Raw genomic sequence first — 18,395 nt, forward strand, 5'->3', positions numbered from 1 at the left:
AACTCTGGATCCATATGACAGAACTATTTTTCCTGGTGATGCCTGTTTTTGGTCTTCCTCGACCTATCAGGGAAGTGATGATTATGCGTGGAACCTTTCTCTCAGGTACGGCAGTTCCAATTATAATGGCAAGAACGATTACGATGGCTATCAGATCCGCCTTGTGCGCGGCGGACAGTGATTTTGGTTTTTTGTCATGGGGCATCACTAAGAAAGGAAAGGGTAATGAAAGAAAAACGGGTTCAGATGAAGAGATGCTTCAAAAGAAATCTGCTGCTTTCTTTGGGGCTGATGGTGCTTTTCTGTGTTGCAGGAGCCGTGCAGGCAGCCCAGCCGCCTCAGCCTCCTCCTCCCCGGTTTCAGGAGGTCGCGGGAAGCAATGGCTCCATTATCCGTGACAATAACACAGGTCTTGAATGGCAGCGTTGTGCTTATGGTCTGAGCTGGACAGGTTCAGGCTGCAGCGGAGCCGCCTGGGAAGGAACGTGGGAGGATGCAGTGCGGATAACAGCTCCGGGTGGTTTTCGGCTCCCGACCATTGATGAGCTGAAAACTCTGCATTCATATGATCGAAGTATTTTTCCTGGTGCTAAACTTAACGAATTTTGGTCTTCCTCGCCCGATGCCAACGATATTCACTGTGCATGGTTCTTCAATTTCTACGACGGCTCTGTCACCTCCTACGGCAAGGGCGACCGCAACCTGGTGCGCCTTGTGCGCGGCGGACAGTGATTCTGGCTTTTTGTCATGGGGCACCAATAAGAAAGGAAAAGGCAATGAAAGAAAATCGGGTTCAGGTGAAGGGGTGTTTCAGAAAAAATCTGCTGCTTTTTCTGGGGATAATGGTGCTTTTCTGTTTTGCGGGAGCCGTGCAGGCAGCACAACAGCCGCCGGATTTTTCCCGGTTTCAGGAGGTAGAAGGAAGTAATGGCTCCATTCTCCGGGATACTCACAGCGGCTTAGAATGGCAGCGCTGTCCCTATGGTCAAAGCTGGACAGGTTCAGGCTGTAGCGGAGCTGCCTGGAGAGGAAAATGGGATGATGCAGTGCGGATAACAGCTCCGGGTGGATTCCGGCTCCCGACCGTTGATGAGCTGAGAACTCTGCATCCATATAATATTTTTTCTGGTGGTGACTTTGAGTGGTCTTCCTCGTCCTATCCCTACCTTAGTGGCGCTGCGTGGGGTTTGGAGAGCGGTGTCACCGCCTACGGCAAGTCCAACAAGGGCCGGGCGCGTCTCGTGCGTGTCAGACAGTGATTTTGGCTTTTGGTCAGCAAATGCTGGATTTTCCATGAATTCATAAGGGAAAATGGATGTTTTCAATAAAAGAAAGGCTTTACGGTTTTTTTTAAAAACTGTAGGGCCTTTTTCCTTTAAAGTCTTTGCCCCATCCTTCCAAAGCTGTATTCCAATGTCCCATACACTCATCGGAAAACCTGATGCTAACCTTCCTTCAGCCATATTTGTCCGGGTCAGGATTACAGCCCCTCTGCGGGGAATGGAAAGGGAGGTTTTTTCTTTGTTCCGGACTTGACAGAAAGCCCTGATCCGGAAGACCCTTATGCCGTATTCCGTTTTTTCCAGAAATCCGCCAAACCTGAATCTGCTCCTTCGGAGCAGGAGACTTCAGGAATTCCCACATCCCAAAAAAGGAGAATCCCCATGGAAGAACAACCGGCAAAGGTGTTTAACGGATGGGCCATGCTGATTTTTACCCTCATGCTGATACCGGGCTTTGTCCTACTCTTTTTTTCGCCTGTGGGGATTATGGCTTTTTCAGCCCTGTTGGGGATTCCCATTCTGATTCTCATGGGCAAGGGCTTTTTCACCCTGCAACCCAATGAGGCCAGGGTGCTGATTCTTTTTGGGAAATACCGGGGAACGGTGAAAAAGGACGGCTTCCACTGGGCCAACCCCTTCAGCGTACACCGGGATTCCCTGACCGGTCATGGACAGAAATGCCGGGTGTCCTTGCGGGCCCGCAGTTTTGAGACCGAGACCCTGAAGGTCAACGATCTGCGGGGCAATCCCATTGAGATTGCCGCCGTGGTGGTCTGGCAGGTGCAGGACACGGCCCAGGCTCTTTTTGATGTGGATGATTACGAGCATTATGTGCATATGCAGAGTGAATCCGCCGTCCGCCATCTGGCCAGCCACTATCCCTATGACCATGCGGATGACGGTTCCGAAGAGGAACTGACCTTAAGGGGTAACACGGACAAGATCAGTGAAGCCCTTGAAATGGAACTCCGGGAAAGGCTTGCCAGAGCCGGTGTGTCTGTCTCGGAATCCCGGCTCACCCATCTGGCCTATGCCCCGGAGATTGCCGGAACCATGCTGCGGCGTCAGCAGGCAGAAGCCATTATTTCGGCCCGGAAGAAAATCGTGCATGGTGCTGTCAGCATGGTGGAAATGGCCCTTGAGGAGCTTTCCCGGAAGAACATCCTGACCCTTGATGAGGAACGCAAGGCGGCCATGGTGGGCAACCTTCTTGTGGTGCTTTGCGGAGAAACCCAGGCGGAGCCTGTTATCAACATGTCGGGCCAGAGTCTGCGGTGAGGGGAGAACTGTTTCCGGTAAGGGGAAATGGCAGAAGCTTTTTTTCTTCCGGATTTTTCGGGTGTGCGGCTTTGCTGTAAAGACAAAAAATCTGTCAGGAATGCTTTTTCAGGGGCAATGACAAGGGGAGTCTCCCAATTTGCCGGGATGGAAACCGGCAAAGGGCAGATCTCCCGTTTCTGCTTCAAATTCAACCTTTACCATGGGCATATGGCGGTGGATGGCAGACCTCTTGGCATGTGGCAGTTTTGTTGGCGGCAGCAAGCCTGCTCTTTCAACAATTCGCAGGGCCATTGCTCGTAAGGATAGGCATTCTCAATTTTGGTATGCTTGTTGCAAAAATTTTAATCTTAATCAGCGAACATGGTCCATAAAATTGTTTTTTAAGGGTCAGCATCAAAAGGTTTTTATTACGCAGGGAAGTATTGCAGAAAGATTTTAAGAAAGGAAAAGGCCATGAGGAAAAAATCGGTTCAGGCGACGGGACGTTTCAGAAAAAATATGGTGGTTTTTCTGGGAATGCTGGTGTTTTTCTGTACTGCTGGCACCCTACAGGCAATAGCTTCCCGGTTTCAGGAGGTGGAAGGAAGTAACGGCTCCATTATCCGGGACAATAATACAGGCCTTGAATGGCAGCGCTGTCCCTATGGTTTAAACTGGACAGGTTCAGGCTGTAACGGAACCCTCTGGAGAGGAAAGTGGTATGATGCCTTACGCCTGACAACTCCGGGTGGATTCCGGCTCCCGACCCTTGAGGAGTTGAAAACCCTTGAACCATATGATCAAAAAATTTTTCCTGGCGATTACTGGTTTTGGTCTTCTTCCCCCATTGCCAATGGGAATAGCAATGCGTGGCGCCTCAATTTCGGTGGTGGCTATGTTGGCTACGGCAGCAAGCATGGCAGCAGTCTGGTTCGTCTCGTGCGCAGCGGACAGTGATTTTGGCTTTTTGCCATGAGGCACGAATAAGAAAGGAAAAGGCAATGAAAGAAAAACGGGTTGAGGTGAAGGGGGCTTTCAGAAAAAATCTGCTGCTTTTTCTGGGGATAATGGTGCTTTTCTGCTTTGCAGGGGCCGTGCAGGCAGCGCAAAAACCATCCCGGTTTCAGGAGGTAAAAGGAAGCAGTGGTTTTATTATCCGGGACAATACCACAGGGCTTGAGTGGCAGCGCTGCCCCTATGGGCAGATCTGGACAGGCTCAACCTGTAGCGGAGCCGCCTGGCAAGGAAACTGGTATGATGCAGTGCGGATAACAGCTCCGGGCGGGTTCCGGCTCCCGACCATTGATGAACTGCAAACTCTTGCTCCATATGATCTAAATGTTTTTCCTGGTGCTGGCCTGTTTTGGTCTTCCTCGTCCAATGCCTCCTACAGTGGCAATGCGTGGTACCTCTTTTTCAACTACGCCTATGTCTACTACGGCTTCAAGAGCGACGACTTCCAGGCGCGCCTTGTGCGCGGCGGACAGTGATTCTGGCGTTTTGCCATGAGGCATCAATAAGAAAGGAAAAGGCAATGAAAGAAAAGCGGGTTCAGGTGAAGGGGAGAGTCAGAAAAAATCGGCTGCTTTTTCTGGGGATAATGGCGCTTTTCTGCTTTGCGGGAGCCGTGCAGGCAGCGCAAAAAGCATCCCGGTTTCAGGAGGTAAAAGGAAGCAGTGGTTCCATTGTCCGGGACAATACCACAGGGCTTGAGTGGCAGCGCTGTGCCTATGGTCAGAGCTGGACAGGTTCAGGCTGTAGCGGAGCTGCCTGGAGAGGAACGTGGGATGATGCAGTGCGGATAACAGCTCCGGGCGGGTTCCGGCTCCCGACCATTGATGAACTGCAAACTCTTGCTCCATATGATCTAAATGTTTTTCCTGGTGCTGGCTGGTTTTGGTATTTTTCGCCCTATGCCAATAGTAACGATGCGTGGGATCTCCAATTCTACTTCGGCCATGCCTACAACGGCAGCCTAAAGAGCGACGACTCCCAGGCGCGCCTTGTGCGCGGCGGACAGTGATTCTGGCTTTTTGTCATGAGGCATCAATAAGAAAGGAAAAGGTAATGAAAGAAAAGCGGGTTCAGGTGAAGGAGAGAGTCAGAAAAAATCTGCTGCTTTTTTTGGGGCTGATGGTGCTTTTCTGCTTTGCAGGAGCCGTGCAGGCAGCGGATTTCCGGTTTCAGGAGGTAGAAGGAAGCAATGGCTCCATTATCCGGGACAATACTACAGGGCTTGAATGGCAGCGCTGCCCCTTTGGTCAGAGCTGGACAGGCTCAGACTGTAGCGGAGCCGCCTGGATAGGAAGATGGAGTGCTGCAATAAGAATGACAGCCTCGGGAGGGTTCCGGCTCCCGACCATTGATGAACTGAAAACTCTGGCTCCATATAATCAAAATATTTTTCCGGGTACAGACTGGTTTTGGTCTGCCTCGCTCTATCCCGCTAACGGCTACTATGCGTGGGGCCTTTATTTCGACAGTGGTCATGTCCGCGGCCGCAGCCAGGCCTACAACGGCGGCCGGGTGCGTTATGTGCGCGGTGGACAGTAATTTCTGTTTTTTTGTCATGGGGCACCAATAAGAAAGGAAAAGGCCATGAAGAAAAAAATGATTCAGGAGAAGGGGTCTTTCAGAAATAATTTGCTGCTTTCTCTGGGGATAATGGTTTTTTTCTGTGTTGCAGGAGCGGTGCAGGCAGCCCAGCCTCCATCATCTCCTCCTCCCCGGTTTCAGGAGGCGGAAGGAAGCAATGGTTCCATTATCCGGGACAATACCACAGGGCTTGAATGGCAGCGCTGCCCCTATGGTAAGGGCTGGACAGGTTCAGGCTGTAGCGGAAGAGCCTGGAGAGGAACGTGGGATGATGCCGTGCGGGTAACAGCTCCGGGTGGATTCCGGGTTCCAACCATTGATGAGCTGAAAACCCTGGCTCCATATGATCAAGGTGTTTTTCCTGGCAATTACGGGTTTTGGTCTTCCTCGCCCCATGCCTACGATACTGGCGATGCGTGGGGCCTCTATTTCGACTACGGCGGCGGTGCCCGCAACTACTACAAGGGCAACTACTACCAGCTCCGCCTTGTGCGTAGCGGGCATTGATTTTGTTTTTTTTGCAAAAAAAATGAATTCCAGAGAGTTATAGGCATGCCCATGGTTGGCCCATACCCCGGAAATTATCGCAATCATGCTGCGGGTGAGCAGCCGGAATCCGTCATCAGGATATCGCTGTGGCCCTTCTGGTCGGGATTCATTTCTTCCATTCACCGCGTATCAAAGGAGAACGTGATGACAGCTGCCATGCAGTCCGCCCCCCGTAATGACCGGATCTACTTCTGTGCCCCGGTTAACGCACTGGTGGAAGCTTTGATGACGAAAGTCGTGAACAATTAGAAAGGAAAGGCCCATGAAGAAAAATACGGTTCATGCGAAGGGCTATCTCAGAAAAAATCTGGCGATTGTTTTGGGATTACTGGTGTTTTTTTGCTTTGCAGGCTTCGTACAGGCCGCACAACCACCCCAGCTGCCTGCCCGTTTCCAGGTGGTAGCCAACAGTAATGGTGCTATCGTCCGGGATAATAATAGCGGCCTGGAATGGCAGCGCTGTGCCTATGGTCAGAGCTGGACAGGTTCAGGCTGTAGCGGATCCGCCTGGCAAGGAAGCTGGCATGATGCAGTGCGGATAACAGCTCCGGATGGATTCCGGGTTCCGACCATTGACGAACTAAAAACTCTGGCCCCATATGATCAAAATGTTTTTCCTGGTGCTTACAGATTATGGTCTTGCTCGCCCGATGCCTACAGTAATAGCGCTGCGTGGGGCCTCCATTTCGGCGGCGGCTATCCCAGCAACGGCCTCAAGGGCTACGGCAGCCAGGTACGCCTTGTGCGCGACGGACAGTGATTCTGGTTTTTTTGTCATGACGCACGAATAGGAAAGGAAAGGCCATGAAGAAAAAACAGGTTAAGGTGAAGGGATGTTTCAGGAAAAATCTGCTGCTTTCTCTGGGGATGCTGGTGTTTTTCGGTGTTGCAGGCATCCTACAGGCAGCACAACAACCCTCCCGCTTTCAGCCGGTGGAAGGAAGCAATGAGTCTATTATCCGAGACAATAGCTCAGGGCTTGAATGGCAGCGCTGCCCCTATGGACAAAGCTGGACAGGTTCAGGCTGCAACGGGGCTACCTGGCAAGGAAACTGGTATGATGCCGTGCGGATAACAGCTCCGGGCGGGTTCCGGCTCCCGACCATTGATGAGCTGAAAAGCCTGCACCCATATGATCAAAGAATTTTTCCTGGTCCTTACGTTTTTTTGGTCTTCCTCGCCCAGTAACTTCAACCGGTATATCAATGCGCAGTACCTCAATTTCCACGACGGGCATGTCGACGGCTACAGCAAGCTCCTCAACTACCATGTGCGCCTTGTGCGCGGCGGACAGTGATTTTGGCTTTTTGTCATGAGACACCAGAAAGAAAGGAAAAACCATGAACAAAAAACAGATTCAGGCAAAGGGATGTTTCAGGAAAAATCTGCTGCTTTCTCTGGGGATGCTGTTGTTTTTGGGTGTTTCAGGAATCGTACAGGCAGCGCAACAGCCATCCCGGTTTCAGGAGGTGGAAGGAAGCAATGGTTCCATTGTCCGGGACACTACCACAGGGCTTGAATGGCAACGCTGCCCCTATGGTCAGAGCTGGACAGGTTCAGGCTGTAGCGGAAGAGCCTGGCAAGAAAGCTGGCATAATGCATGGGATTTGACAGCTCCGGGTGGATTCCGGGTTCCGACCATTGATGAGCTGAAGACTCTGGTTCCTTATGATCAGAATGTTTTTCCTGGTCCTTACTGGTTTTGGTCTTCCTCGGATCTTGCCAGTTCTCCGGGCTATGCGTGGTATCTCTCTTTCGGTTATGGCGGCCGCAGCGGAGCCGGTAGCCTCAGCAAGAGAGACAAGTGTCAGGTACGCCTCGTGCGTGCCGGGCAGTGATTCTGGTTTTTTGCCAGTCTTACTGAAGCTGATAGGAAAGGAAAAAACAATGACGGAAAAAACGATTCTGGCGAAGGGATGTTCCAGAAAGACTCTGCTGTTTTTTTGGGGATAATGGTGTTTTTCTGTGTTGCAGGCATCGCGCAGGCAGCCCAGCCGCCTCCCCGGTTTCAGGAAGTGGAAGGAAGCCATGGCTCCATTGTCCGGGACAGCAAGACAGGTCTTGAATGGCAGCGATGTCCCTATGGTCAGAGCTGGACAGGTTCGGGTTGCAATGGAGAAGCCTGGAGAGGAAGCTGGGAGGATGCCTTACGCCTGACAGCTCCCGGTGGATTCCGGCTCCCCACCATCTCTGAGCTGAGAACCCTTGCACCATACGATCACAAAGCATTGCCTGGCGATTATTGGTTCTGGTCTTCCTCGGCCTCTGCAGACTTCAGTCACCTTGCGTGGTGCCTCCTTTTTAATAACGGCTTTGTCAGCGCCGACAGCAAGAAAGCCACCCAACGGGTTCGTCTCGTGCGCGGCGGACAGTGACTTTTGTTTTGGCCTGCGGAGGTGATCAGGTTTCTTCATATATTTTCAGTTTGTTGTGCAGAGTTGCCCGTGTAATGCCCAAAATCCGGGCGGCTTCGGATTTGTTTCCCTGGGTCTGCTCCAGGGTGGAGAAAATGGCATGGCGTTCCAGGTCGGCAAGGGTCTTCCCGTTTCCCGCAGGGGGGATTGCTGCGGCCATGCCCATGGGAAGCTCTTCTTCTGTGATGGTATCCGAAGGGCAGAGAATGACGGCGCGTTCAATGGCATTTTCAAGCTCCCGCACATTGCCGGGCCAGGCGTGGTGTAAAAGCGCATCCATGGCCCTGGGGCTGAAGCGCAGCACATGCTTGCGGTTTTTTTCCGCATAATGGCGGAGAAAATGATGGGCAAGAAGGGGGATATCCCCGGTTCGCTCACGCAGGGAGGGCATTTCAAGGCGCAGCACATTGAGTCTGTAATAGAGATCTTCCCGAAATTCCTGGTCTTTCACCGCCTGAGCCAGATCCCGGTTGGTGGCGGCCAGAATGCGCACATCCACTTTGATGATCTTATCGCTTCCCACCCGCTGAATTTCGCCTTCCTGCAGAACCCGCAGCAGCCTTGCCTGCATGGCAGGAGAGGTCTCACCGATTTCATCCAGAAAAAGGGTGCCGCCGTCTGCCTGCACAAAGCGCCCTTCCCGCCTGCGATCCGCTCCGGTGAAGGCTCCCTTCTCATGGCCGAATAATTCCGATTCCAGAAGGGAATCCGTGAAAGCTGCGCAGTTGAGGGGCACAAAGACCTTTTCCTTCCGTGGTCCCATGGCGTGGAGCGCCCGGGCAATGAGTTCCTTGCCCGTTCCCGAAGGCCCGGTGATGAGTATGGTCGCCTCGCTGGCCGCCATGGTCTGGGCCATGTCCATGAGCCTTTGCATGGCAGGGCTTTTTCCGATGATTCTGGGGCAGCCGGGATGGATGGCAAGGTGTTCTTTCAGACTGCGATTTTCGTCCTTAAGCCGTCTGTGGTCCAGGGTACGGGATAAAAGGATATGGAGTTCGTCAAAGTCCAGGGGTTTGGTGAGGTAGTCGTAGGCCCCGGATTTCAGGGCTCTGCGTGCGGACTCCACGGAGGAGTAGGCGGTCATGATGAGGATGGGAAGGCTGGGATTCCAGGTCAGCATTTTCTCCAGGGCCTCAATCCCGGAAATCCCTGCCATGCGTACATCCATAAGGATGGTGTCCATGGGCATGTCCATGACTTTCCGGAGTCCTTCTTCACCACTTGCGGCTTCTTCCACCTGGTAGCCAGAACCTGAAAGCAGGGTTTGGAGCATCTTTCTGTGACCTTCGTCATCATCCACCACAAGAATACGGGGTTTTACCATGACTAGGTTCCTTTTTGTTGTCAGAGGGGGAAGTAAAGACCAAATCGGGTGCCGCCCTCGGGGGGGCTTTCCACCCGTATCCGGCCGCCATGGGCGGTGATGATTTTTTCCACCACTGCCAGCCCCAGGCCCGTACCCTTGCTTTTGGTAGTATAAAAAGGGTCAAAAATCTTGGGAATGTCCCCTTCGGGGATGCCTTTGCCGGTATCCTGAATGTTAAGGGCAAGAAAGCCGTTTTCGAGCTTTGCGCTCACGGTGAGAACCCCGCCCTTTCCCATGGCCTGGATGGCGTTGAGATAGAGGTTGAGCAGTACCTGGGTGACGCGATCGGGATCCATTGAAATTTCAGGAAGCTCAGGAATCTGTATGTCCATGCGAATATCCGAAGCTCTGGCATCGGGCTCAATGAGGCGCAGGGTATGGCGGATCAGGGGTTCCGGTGGGGTGGGGAGGGGCTGTATATCCGAGGGCCTTGCAAATTCCAGCAGTTCTCCGATGACCCGGTCCATGCGGTTGACTTCCCGGATGAGAATTTCTGCGGCTTCATGGTGGGGGCTTTCCGGAGCAAAAAGCTGGCGGAAATGGGTGGCAAAACCCTTGATTGAGCTTAAGGGATTACGAATTTCATGGGCGACACCTGCGGCAAGCTGGCCTACGGCGGCAAGTTTTTCTCTGCGTCTCACCTCTTCTTCCAGGCGGCGGATTTCGCTGAGATCCCGCAGTACGAGTACACGGCCCAAGACTTCTCCCTGGCTCTGGATGGGAGAAATACTGACGGAGATGGGGATGGGCGCTTTGTCATGGGGAAGAAGAATTTCTGATTCCGGAATGGCTGTTTCCGGATTTTGGAGTAAGGGTCTCAGTACTTCGGGCATGAGGGGCGGAAGAACCTGGCCCACCAGTTTGCCCAGGGGCTTTTCCAGAAGGTTTTCTGCGGTTTTGTTGGCAAAGCGCAGATGTCCCTTAGCGTCGAGTATGAGAAGACCTGCGGGAAAGGAGCGGATGATTTCCATGGCCATGGCCTGGATGTCCCGGAGTCTCAGCCTTGAATGGCGCAGGGCTTCGGCGCGGAAGAGGGCGATAACGGCAAAGATGGCCAAAAGAAGGAGAATCCCCGCCATGGTCAGGGTCTGGCGTACATCCTGGGTTCGGGCGGTATCAAAGGCCTGGATATCCATGCCCACCACGAGGGTCAGCGGAGGGCTGGCCGGTTGGAAAAGCTCTCCGCAAAAGGGGCTGTCGCAGGGGGAAGGGGCGGCCCTGCGACCCTGCCCATGGGGATGCATGGGGCGTCTTAAGGGAGTGAAGGTCTGATAAAAGAGGAAATGGCGTTCATCCCCTTTTCCTGAGATGGTCCATCCCTGGGGATGGCTTTGGGGGAGGGAGGCCAGTATGCGGGAAGAAAGGGTACGCTCGGCAAGTCCTTCGGGATCGGCGTTGATGCGTACCAGGCCTTGGGGATCGCAGAGCAGGATGTAACGGATATCGGGTAGGCTGGTGGTTTCCTGGAAAAGGGTTTTGAGCTGAACTGCTTCTCCCAGTCTACCCATCATGCCGGTGCGGGTTCCGGCTTCCAGCGCACGGGTGAGGATCTGGCCTTTTTCCTGAAGGATGCGGACCATGTGATTCTGACTGCGTTGATGATTGATGAGGGCCATGCTGAAAATTACGGCAATGAGAAGGAGGATCAGGGCGGGCATGAGCCACCTGGATCCTGTAAGGGTGCTTGGCTGGGAAAGGGACGTGGGAGGCATGGTCGGCTCCAGAGTGTATGAAGTTTATACGGATTCCCGGAAGAAAGTATGTATGAATTTTATACACATTGGAAGATCTAAAAAGAGCGGAAAGTTCATTTTCTTATGTATCATGTTGTAAAGATTCATTTTTTTAAATTTGGCATCGGATGTGCAATAAAGAGAGATCAGGATTGTCCGAGGACAATGAAATAAACCGGAAAGGAAAGGATAAGAACATGAAAAAAATATGGATTCTGGTGGCAGGGGCGGCGCTTGTGGGGATGATGGCTGTGCAGGGGTTTGCCTGGGGAGGAGGTCCGGGTCGGGGTAAGGGTATGATGGGAAGTTGTATGGAGATGGCTCCTGAAAGTCGGGCGGCTTTCCTGAAGGATACGGCGGAGCTTCGGGTGGCTCTGGAAACGAATCGGGCGGAACTGGCTGCTGCCATGAGTGCGGAACATCCGGATACGGCCCGTGTGGAGGCTTTGTACCAGGAAATGGCCAGGCACAAGGCGACCATGGCCATGAAAGCCAAGGCCCATGGTCTGGCGGGTATGGGGGATGGTTGTGGGTGCGATGGGATGCGCCAGGGAAGAATGGGGGCTGGCAGAGCTCAGTAGGCAGGGACAGAAAAAGACATTCATTATGATTGAAAAACGGGGCTTTGGCCCCGTTTTTCAGTTTGGGTCAGAAGAAGGGTTCACTGGGAAGGGAGATTTTCTGCCTTGTACCTGTTTTCGTCTTCCTGTCTTTTATCAAAGAGAAGGTCTGCAAGCTGCACAAATTCTGGAACATGAAGGGTCTCGGCCCGCCTGGAAGGCGTGATCCCTGCCCGGATGAGAAGCGCTTCGGCCTCCTGGGCACCAAGATCCGCAAGGCCTGAGGCCAGGCTGTTGCGCAGGGTTTTTCGTCTCTGGCCAAAGGCCGCCCGGACCACCTCAAAGAAAAGAGTCTCATCCTTTGCCTGGAGCTCGGGTTTTTCGGGAAAAACCACTTCGATAATGGCGGAATCCACCTTGGGTTTGGGGTAAAAAAGGTGGGCTTTCACGGAAGCCAGCATGCGGATGTGGCCGCAATACTGAAGGGCCACGGAAAGACGTCCGTAGTCCCGGTTGCCCGGAGGAGCCACAATGCGCTGGGCCATTTCCGTTTGCAGCATGAAAATTCCCCGGGTGATGCGATGGCGAAAGGCCAGGATACGGATGAGAATCTGGGAGGAGATATTGTAGGGAAGGTTTCCGATGACAAGCGTATTCCGGCCTTCGGCGAGAAGGGGTTCGAGATCAATCCTGAGGATACTGCGGTTATGCAGGGTGATGTTGGAAAGACCTGCGGAGAGAATTTCCTGTTCCAGAAGCGGGATCAGGTCTCTGTCCGCTTCCACGGCATGGACATGGGCGGCCCTGCGTGCAGCGGGAAGGGTGAGGGCGCCAAGACCTGGACCAATCTCAATGAGGTTCTGGTTACAGCCCTGGGCAATACCGGCTCGGTCCAGGATCATTTCTGGCGTGGAAGGATCGATGAGAAAATTCTGACCCAGGTCTTTTTTGGGTTTGAGGTCTGAGGCCTTAAGGAGCATCTGGGGTGTTGTCATTGATTTCTTTTCCATCAGAGGCCTTTGTCTGCGGAGAGGCGGAAGCCCGGAGCAGACGCAGGGTAAGATAATAGGTGCCAAAGGCCACGGGGATACCCATGACAATGCCGCCCAGGAGAGTGGCCCAGAGAACGGAGGCTTTTCCATGAACAAGGAGGACCGCACCCTGCATTTTTTCCTGGAGCGTGCCCGGACCGTTGAAGTGATAGGCAAGGGTGAGAATGTCATCAAAGCCCACCCCCTCTATCCCTGTGAGAGTGACGCCCAAGAGATAGGCTGCATAGTAAAGTACCGGGATGGTGATGGGATTGGAAATCAGGGTTCCGATGAAGGCCGCGGGAATGCTTCCCCGGAGAAGAAAGCCAAGGACAATGGCCAATACGGTGTTAAAGGGGATGGTGGGGGTCATGGCAATGAAAACGCCGATGGCAAAACCCCGGGCCACAAAGGGCTTTTCGCCTCCAAGCTGTTCAAGCTGCCGGTAAATATGAAAAAGACGTTGTTTCGGCGTCATGGGGCCCGGCGGTTGATGGTGGACGGGAGCCCCGGATGCTGGGCTCGTTTGGGGCGGAACAAAAAAGATCTTTGTTCCGGCGCGAACTGGCGGATATTGTTACCATGAAATCCGTTACCGGGCAAATGATTCAGAGGGCTTTGGACAAAGTCTTTGCCCCTGATAATCCCGGTGAGTGCATCAGATAAAAAGAGGGGAGGAAAGAATGTCTGATCCTGAATGGCCCTTCTTTTCTGTGTGCGATGTTCATGGGAAGATGCTTTTGCTTTTTTGAAAGAGTAGATATATTATTTTTATGAATTGTTTTTAGGGGCGTATCTTCTGTATGTTCAAATGGCATACATTCCATGTGTGAAATTCTTTTTCTCAGATCAGAAATCTTGCCTTGAATTTTTTTCAGGAAAAAGTATTTTTATTCAATGTTCACCTTCGATTGCTTATCCTTCAAGACCCCCCAATGGTATGATGAGGAGAATTCCTATGGCCAAAAAGAAAGTTGCGCGTCCTGTTTTAAGTGATCTCATTGAACAGATTATGGATCAGCATGATATTCCGACCCGCAAGGATTTCAGCGCCCTGATGGACCGGATGGCCCAGCTGGAAAATCTTTTAAAACAGATTCATCTGACCAGTGGCATGGGCATGGGGAACGGCGCAGGCGGCCGCAAAGCAGGGGGCAGAAAGGGGAAACGCGCAGGACTCAGTGCTGCGGATGTGGTGCTTTCCGTGATGCGGGAGCATGGCGGAGAAATCAGCTTCAAAGAGATCCGTGAAAAAACCGGATACGATGATAAAAAACTCAGAAACATTGTTTTCCGCATGTATAAAACGGGAAAAATCATGCGGGAAAATCGGGGGGCCTACCAGATTGTCTCTGAAAAAAAGGCGGAGGAAACCCCTGACATGGCCTGAGGGAAAACCGTTTTTTGGGAAACATTGAAGCCCTTTTGCCGGTTTGTTTTTTTTACTGAAGATGAAAGGATCGTCTTTTTTGATGGCAACGATGAAAGATCACAGCACTCCGATGCTGTCCGAGGGTCAGCGTGTGGGAGGATTCCTTGTCCGGAAAACGGCGGTCCTTCCCGAAATTCGTGGCTGCTATTACGCCCTGGAACATGAGGCAACGGGGGCCCGGCATGTGCATGTGGCCTGTCCTGACAGTGAAAACACCTTTGCCGCAGGTTTTAAAACCGTTCCTGCGGATGAGACGGGTGTTGCCCATATTCTTGAGCATACGGCCCTCTGCGGTTCAGAACGCTATCCTGTGCGGGATCCTTTTTTTTCCATGATCAAGCGCAGCCTCAATACCTTTATGAACGCCTTCACGGCTTCGGACTGGACCCTGTATCCCTTTGCCACGGAGAACACCAAGGATTTTTATAACCTTCTCCGGGTGTATCTGGATGCGGCCTTTTTCCCGAAGCTGGATCTCTTAAGTTTCCGCCAGGAAGGACATCGTCTGGAGTACGATGAAGCGGGTATCCTGCAGCGTATGGGGGTTGTATACAATGAGATGAAGGGCGCGATGAGCTCGCCCAGCCAGATTATGGGACGGGGGCTTTTAAAGGCGCTTTATCCGGATGTGACCTATGGGCACAACTCCGGGGGAGATCCGGCCTGTATTCCGGACCTGAGCCACGCGGATCTTCTGGCCTTTCACCGCCGCCACTACCATCCCAGTAACGCCTGGTTCTTTACCTATGGGGACATGCCCCTGGAAGGGCATCTGCAGGTCATTGAGGAGGGGGTGCTTTCCCGTTTTTCCCGCATAGATCCCAAAACCGAGGTACCTTCGCAGCCACGCTGGACAACACCCCGGGAAGTCCGGGAAACTTATCCGGCTGTGGATGGGGGCAGCCTGGATAAGGAGTGCCAGGTGGCCCTGGCCTGGCTCACGCCGGATATCCTGAACACCCAGGATGTTCTGGGTTTTGTGCTTCTAGAGCAGGTTCTGCTGGGCAATGCGGGAGCCCCCTTGCGCAAGGCACTCATGGATTCAGGTCTGGGTACTGCACTTTGCGATGGTGCGGGTTTTGACGCAGATAACCGGGATACGGCTTTTTCCTGTGGCCTGAAGGGGATGAGGGAAAAGGATGCCATCACCCTGGAAAACCTCATTCTGGAAACCCTGACAAGGCTTGCGGAAAAGGGCATTGACCGGGAGCTGGTGGAAGCGGCCATGCATCAGCTGGAGTTTCAGAAAAAGGAGATTTCCAATACGCCCTATCCTTATGGCCTCAAGCTTGTATTGGGAATGTCCGGAACCTGGTTTCACGGGGGCGATCCTCTGAAGGTGCTGCAGTTTGAAGAGGATCTGGAAGCCATTCGCAGTGGAATGGATGCGGGGTATTTTGAAAATCTGATCCGCAGGTATCTTCTGGAAAATCCCCACAGGGTCCGTTTCATCCTGGCGCCGGATACGGAAAAACAGCGGCGGATGGATGAGGAGGAGCGTCGGATCCTGGACGCCATTGATGCTTCCCTGGGTGAGGAGGAAAGGCAGAGCATCCGACAGGAGGCGGAAACCCTGAAGGCCCTGCAGGAGGCGGAGGAAAATCTTTCCGTGCTGCCCACTCTGGAGCGAGAGGACATTGATCCGGCCGTGAAAACCGTGGCGCCTTCGGGAAGCCGGGAGGATCTTGTGTTTTACGATGCCCCCACATCAGGCATCGTGTATGCCACCCTGGCCTTTGGTGTGGCGGATCTGGATCCGGAATACCTGGCCCTGGTGCCGCTTTTTTCCCACGTACTCACCCGCATGGGCACGCGGGATATGGATTATGTGGCTGTGGCCCGGAAAATGGACGCCACAACGGGCGGTATCGGTGCTTCCAGTCACAGTCGCACCCGACTGGATACGGCCCTTCTTTCGCCTTTTATCACCCTGTCGGCCAAGGCGTTGGAGCGTAACCTTTCTCCCATGCTGGAACTTCTGGAAGGTTTTACGGCGCGTTATGATTTTTCCGATGCGGAACGCCTGCGTCAGCTTCTTTTTGAATACCGGGCCGCCATGGAGTCGGCCGTGGTGCAGAGCGGGCACAGGTTGGCCATTTCCCTTGCCTCCAGGCACTTAAGTCCTGGGTGCGCGCTTTCCGAAGACTGGAATGGCGTGCATCAGCTGAAACGGATCAAGACACTGACCGATGGAATCAAGGCCGGGGATGGAAACGCCTTGCAGGATCTCCAGGAAAAACTGGGTGTAATGGCCCAGAAAATCTTTACTGCGAAAAACCTGCGGGCGGCTCTGGTTTCAGAAGAGGGAATCCGGGAAAAAGCCCTGGACGGCATGCAGGCGCTGCGGGACTCCCAGGGGCAGGGCGGGCAGGCGGCTTTTGTGCTGAATGCCTCAGCGCTTCAGGCAGTCCCGGTTCTGCGTGAGGCCTGGACAACGGCCACAGCGGTGAATTTTGTGGCTTCAGCCCTGGAAGCTCCGCGTTTGGATCATGCGGATGCGCCGGTTTTGTCTGTGATTGCCAAGCTTCTGCGTTCCGCGTATCTGCACAGGGAAATTCGGGAAAAGGGAGGGGCGTACGGAGGATTTTCCCTCTTTAACGCCGAAGAAGGGGTCTTTTCCATGGCCTCCTACCGAGATCCCCATATCCGGAGAACCCTGGATGTCTTTGCCGGTGCTTCCGAATTTCTGGTTTCAGGTAAATTTGACGAAACGGATATCAAAGAAGCCCTTTTGCAGGTATGCTCGGAAATGGACAGGCCGGATACCCCTTCGGCCGCAGCAAGAAAGGCTTTTATGCGGGATCTTGTGGGACTTTCCGATGCGGTGCGCAGACGGTTCAAGGAAGGGCTGTTGGCGGTGGACAGGAAGGCGGTCTGTGATGTGGCCGAGCGCGTTCTTGCAGGGGCAAAGGCCCAAAGCGGCGTTGCGGTGATTACGGGTGCGGATATCCTGGCCCGGGCGGATGTGCAGCCTCCCCTGGAATCCCGCAGTATTTAGGTTTTTGCAGGACTCCGCGATCCCTGGGAAAAAGAGGAGGACTTTTTGATGCAGGAAAGAACGATTTATATTACGGAAGTGGATCTGGAGCGCCTGGAAAGATTGGTGGAGGCCACGGATAAGCGGGGACGGCTGGGTGAGCACCTGGATCGGCTCATGGATGAGCTGGATCAGTGCAGGGTGGTGGAGCCGGAGCATGTGCCTGCGGATGTGATTACCATGAATTCCAGGGTGAGGTTGAAGGATCTGGTTTCGGGTAAGGAGGCGGAGTGGACCCTGGTTTTTCCGGGAAAAGCGGACATTGCCCAGAACCGCATTTCCATCCTGGCTCCCGCAGGTATTGCCATGATCGGCCTTCGGGTGGGGGATGTGGTTTCCTGGTCTACGCCGGATGGAGAAAAACGGCTTCGGGTGGAGGCCATCCTGTACCAGCCTGAAGCGGCCGGAGATTTTCATCTCTAGGAAAGTTTTTTTGTCTTGCACATGGGCTCAGGCGCGAGAAATAGGCAGGGCCCCAGCCCAGGGCAGCGGATAGATCAGAAAAAACAGAGGGGAGAAGGCAGGGCCAGGCAGGCCTTTCTTCTCCCTTTTTTTGGGGCCTGGGCGTTCAGGGCAGCAGATCCAGGGCCTTGAGTGCGGTGTTAAAATCAGGATCCTGGCCGATTTCAGGTACCAGTTCCCTGTGGACCACGGTGCCTTGTCTGTCGATGATCACCACCGCCCGGGCGAGAAGCCCGCGCAAAGGACCATCCATGAGGGTGACGCCATAGGCGAGGCCGAATTCCGGGTTACGGAAGGTCGATGCGGAATGCACAGCCGTCAGTCCTTCGCTCCCGCAGAAGCGGCTGTGGGCAAAGGGGAGGTCTGCGGAGATGCAGAGGACAGCGACTTCTGGCCTTTTTCCGGCTTCCTCGTTAAAGCGGCGGACCGAGGCGGCGCACACGCCGGTGTCAATACTGGGAAAGATATTGAGGATAAGATTTTTTCCCGGAAAGGCAAAAAGACCGGTTTCCCCCAGATCCGTCCCAGTCAGCCTGAAGTCCGGTGCCTGGCTGCCAGTGGGGGGAAGTTCGCCTGCGGTCTGAACGGGGGTGCCTCTGAGGGTGACTGTGGCCATGCTACGCTCCTTGTCTTGGGTGGATGATACGTTGTGTCTCTTTTGTGAAACATGAGG

At 53.6% G+C, this 18,395-nt stretch carries 22 protein-coding genes; 17 read left to right on the forward strand and 5 right to left on the reverse strand.

Annotated elements, in window-relative coordinates:
* The 13 genes from RBR60_RS13605 to RBR60_RS13665 all read left to right on the forward strand — a co-directional run.
* The coding region (locus RBR60_RS13605; RefSeq protein WP_320357706.1) for a hypothetical protein at positions 1 to 181 on the forward strand (181 nt) is incomplete at its 5' end.
* Between the two features lie 44 nt (positions 182 to 225).
* A complete protein-coding gene (locus RBR60_RS13610; protein WP_320357708.1) occupies positions 226 to 732 on the forward strand; it encodes a DUF1566 domain-containing protein in 507 nt (168 codons plus the stop codon).
* A 44-nt stretch (positions 733 to 776) separates the two neighbouring features.
* On the forward strand, positions 777 to 1,259 hold the full coding sequence (locus RBR60_RS13615) for a DUF1566 domain-containing protein (protein ID WP_320357710.1): 483 nt from the start codon (positions 777 to 779) through the stop codon (positions 1,257 to 1,259).
* A 405-nt stretch (positions 1,260 to 1,664) separates the two neighbouring features.
* Positions 1,665 to 2,561 (forward strand): SPFH domain-containing protein, encoded by an 897-nt coding sequence (locus RBR60_RS13620; protein ID WP_320357712.1) that lies wholly within the window; start codon positions 1,665 to 1,667, stop codon positions 2,559 to 2,561.
* A 456-nt stretch (positions 2,562 to 3,017) separates the two neighbouring features.
* Positions 3,018 to 3,500 carry a DUF1566 domain-containing protein gene (locus RBR60_RS13625; RefSeq protein WP_320357714.1) on the forward strand — a complete coding sequence of 161 codons (483 nt, stop codon included), beginning with the start codon at positions 3,018 to 3,020 and terminating at the stop codon, positions 3,498 to 3,500.
* 44 nt (positions 3,501 to 3,544) lie between these two features.
* Positions 3,545 to 4,033 carry a DUF1566 domain-containing protein gene (locus tag RBR60_RS13630; protein ID WP_320357716.1) on the forward strand — a complete coding sequence of 163 codons (489 nt, stop codon included), beginning with the start codon at positions 3,545 to 3,547 and terminating at the stop codon, positions 4,031 to 4,033.
* A gap of 44 nt (positions 4,034 to 4,077) precedes the next feature.
* Positions 4,078 to 4,566 carry a DUF1566 domain-containing protein gene (locus RBR60_RS13635; RefSeq protein WP_320357719.1) on the forward strand — a complete coding sequence of 163 codons (489 nt, stop codon included), beginning with the start codon at positions 4,078 to 4,080 and terminating at the stop codon, positions 4,564 to 4,566.
* A 44-nt stretch (positions 4,567 to 4,610) separates the two neighbouring features.
* Positions 4,611 to 5,096, forward strand: a complete 486-nt coding sequence (locus RBR60_RS13640; protein WP_320357721.1) for a DUF1566 domain-containing protein — start codon at positions 4,611 to 4,613, stop codon at positions 5,094 to 5,096.
* 45 nt (positions 5,097 to 5,141) lie between these two features.
* Positions 5,142 to 5,645, forward strand: a complete 504-nt coding sequence (locus RBR60_RS13645) for a DUF1566 domain-containing protein (RefSeq protein WP_320357723.1) — start codon at positions 5,142 to 5,144, stop codon at positions 5,643 to 5,645.
* Positions 5,646 to 5,949: 304 nt separating this feature from the next.
* Entirely contained in the window at positions 5,950 to 6,447 is a 498-nt protein-coding gene (locus RBR60_RS13650) for a DUF1566 domain-containing protein (protein ID WP_320357725.1), read from the forward strand.
* 44 nt (positions 6,448 to 6,491) lie between these two features.
* Positions 6,492 to 6,875 carry a hypothetical protein gene (locus RBR60_RS13655; RefSeq protein ID WP_320357727.1) on the forward strand — a complete coding sequence of 128 codons (384 nt, stop codon included), beginning with the start codon at positions 6,492 to 6,494 and terminating at the stop codon, positions 6,873 to 6,875.
* A 152-nt stretch (positions 6,876 to 7,027) separates the two neighbouring features.
* Entirely contained in the window at positions 7,028 to 7,525 is a 498-nt protein-coding gene (locus RBR60_RS13660) for a DUF1566 domain-containing protein (protein ID WP_320357728.1), read from the forward strand.
* Positions 7,526 to 7,603: 78 nt separating this feature from the next.
* A complete protein-coding gene (locus RBR60_RS13665) occupies positions 7,604 to 8,062 on the forward strand; it encodes a DUF1566 domain-containing protein (protein WP_320357730.1) in 459 nt (152 codons plus the stop codon).
* A 25-nt stretch (positions 8,063 to 8,087) separates the two neighbouring features.
* Here the strand turns inward: RBR60_RS13665 and RBR60_RS13670 are convergent, their stop codons facing one another.
* Positions 8,088 to 9,425 carry a sigma-54 dependent transcriptional regulator gene (locus tag RBR60_RS13670; protein ID WP_320357732.1) on the reverse strand — a complete coding sequence of 446 codons (1,338 nt, stop codon included), beginning with the start codon at positions 9,423 to 9,425 and terminating at the stop codon, positions 8,088 to 8,090.
* A 20-nt stretch (positions 9,426 to 9,445) separates the two neighbouring features.
* On the reverse strand, positions 9,446 to 11,179 hold the full coding sequence (locus RBR60_RS13675; RefSeq protein WP_320357734.1) for an ATP-binding protein: 1,734 nt from the start codon (positions 11,177 to 11,179) through the stop codon (positions 9,446 to 9,448).
* A 218-nt stretch (positions 11,180 to 11,397) separates the two neighbouring features.
* On the opposite strand from RBR60_RS13675, the gene RBR60_RS13680 reads away from it, so the two are divergent.
* Entirely contained in the window at positions 11,398 to 11,781 is a 384-nt protein-coding gene (locus tag RBR60_RS13680; protein WP_320357736.1) for a hypothetical protein, read from the forward strand.
* A gap of 80 nt (positions 11,782 to 11,861) precedes the next feature.
* On the opposite strand, the gene rsmA is transcribed toward RBR60_RS13680, so the two are convergent.
* Both rsmA and RBR60_RS13690 read right to left on the reverse strand, forming a co-directional pair.
* Positions 11,862 to 12,755: a 16S rRNA (adenine(1518)-N(6)/adenine(1519)-N(6))-dimethyltransferase RsmA gene (rsmA, locus tag RBR60_RS13685; RefSeq protein WP_320357738.1), complete on the reverse strand. Its 894-nt coding sequence runs from the start codon at positions 12,753 to 12,755 to the stop codon at positions 11,862 to 11,864.
* Entirely contained in the window at positions 12,730 to 13,269 is a 540-nt protein-coding gene (locus RBR60_RS13690) for a DUF2062 domain-containing protein (RefSeq protein WP_320357740.1), read from the reverse strand. Before RBR60_RS13690 ends, rsmA begins: the two co-directional genes overlap by 26 nt.
* A 480-nt stretch (positions 13,270 to 13,749) precedes the next feature.
* On the opposite strand from RBR60_RS13690, the gene RBR60_RS13695 reads away from it, so the two are divergent.
* The 3 genes from RBR60_RS13695 to rnk all read left to right on the forward strand — a co-directional run bounded on the left by RBR60_RS13695 (position 13,750) and on the right by rnk (position 17,683).
* Complete coding sequence (locus RBR60_RS13695; protein WP_320357742.1) at positions 13,750 to 14,181, forward strand: hypothetical protein; 432 nt, start codon at positions 13,750 to 13,752, stop codon at positions 14,179 to 14,181.
* 82 nt (positions 14,182 to 14,263) lie between these two features.
* Positions 14,264 to 17,221: an insulinase family protein gene (locus RBR60_RS13700; protein ID WP_320357744.1), complete on the forward strand. Its 2,958-nt coding sequence runs from the start codon at positions 14,264 to 14,266 to the stop codon at positions 17,219 to 17,221.
* Positions 17,222 to 17,269: 48 nt separating this feature from the next.
* The gene (rnk, locus tag RBR60_RS13705; protein WP_320357746.1) at positions 17,270 to 17,683 is read left to right on the forward strand and encodes a nucleoside diphosphate kinase regulator; all 414 of its coding nucleotides are present in this window, start codon (positions 17,270 to 17,272) and stop codon (positions 17,681 to 17,683) included.
* A 145-nt stretch (positions 17,684 to 17,828) separates the two neighbouring features.
* On the opposite strand, the gene tpx is transcribed toward rnk, so the two are convergent.
* Positions 17,829 to 18,338: a thiol peroxidase gene (gene tpx / locus RBR60_RS13710; RefSeq protein ID WP_320357748.1), complete on the reverse strand. Its 510-nt coding sequence runs from the start codon at positions 18,336 to 18,338 to the stop codon at positions 17,829 to 17,831.
* Between the last annotated feature and the right edge of the window lie 57 nt (positions 18,339 to 18,395).

The organism is Desulfobotulus sp. (genome assembly GCF_034006065.1).
Taxonomy (GTDB): domain Bacteria; phylum Desulfobacterota; class Desulfobacteria; order Desulfobacterales; family ASO4-4; genus Desulfobotulus.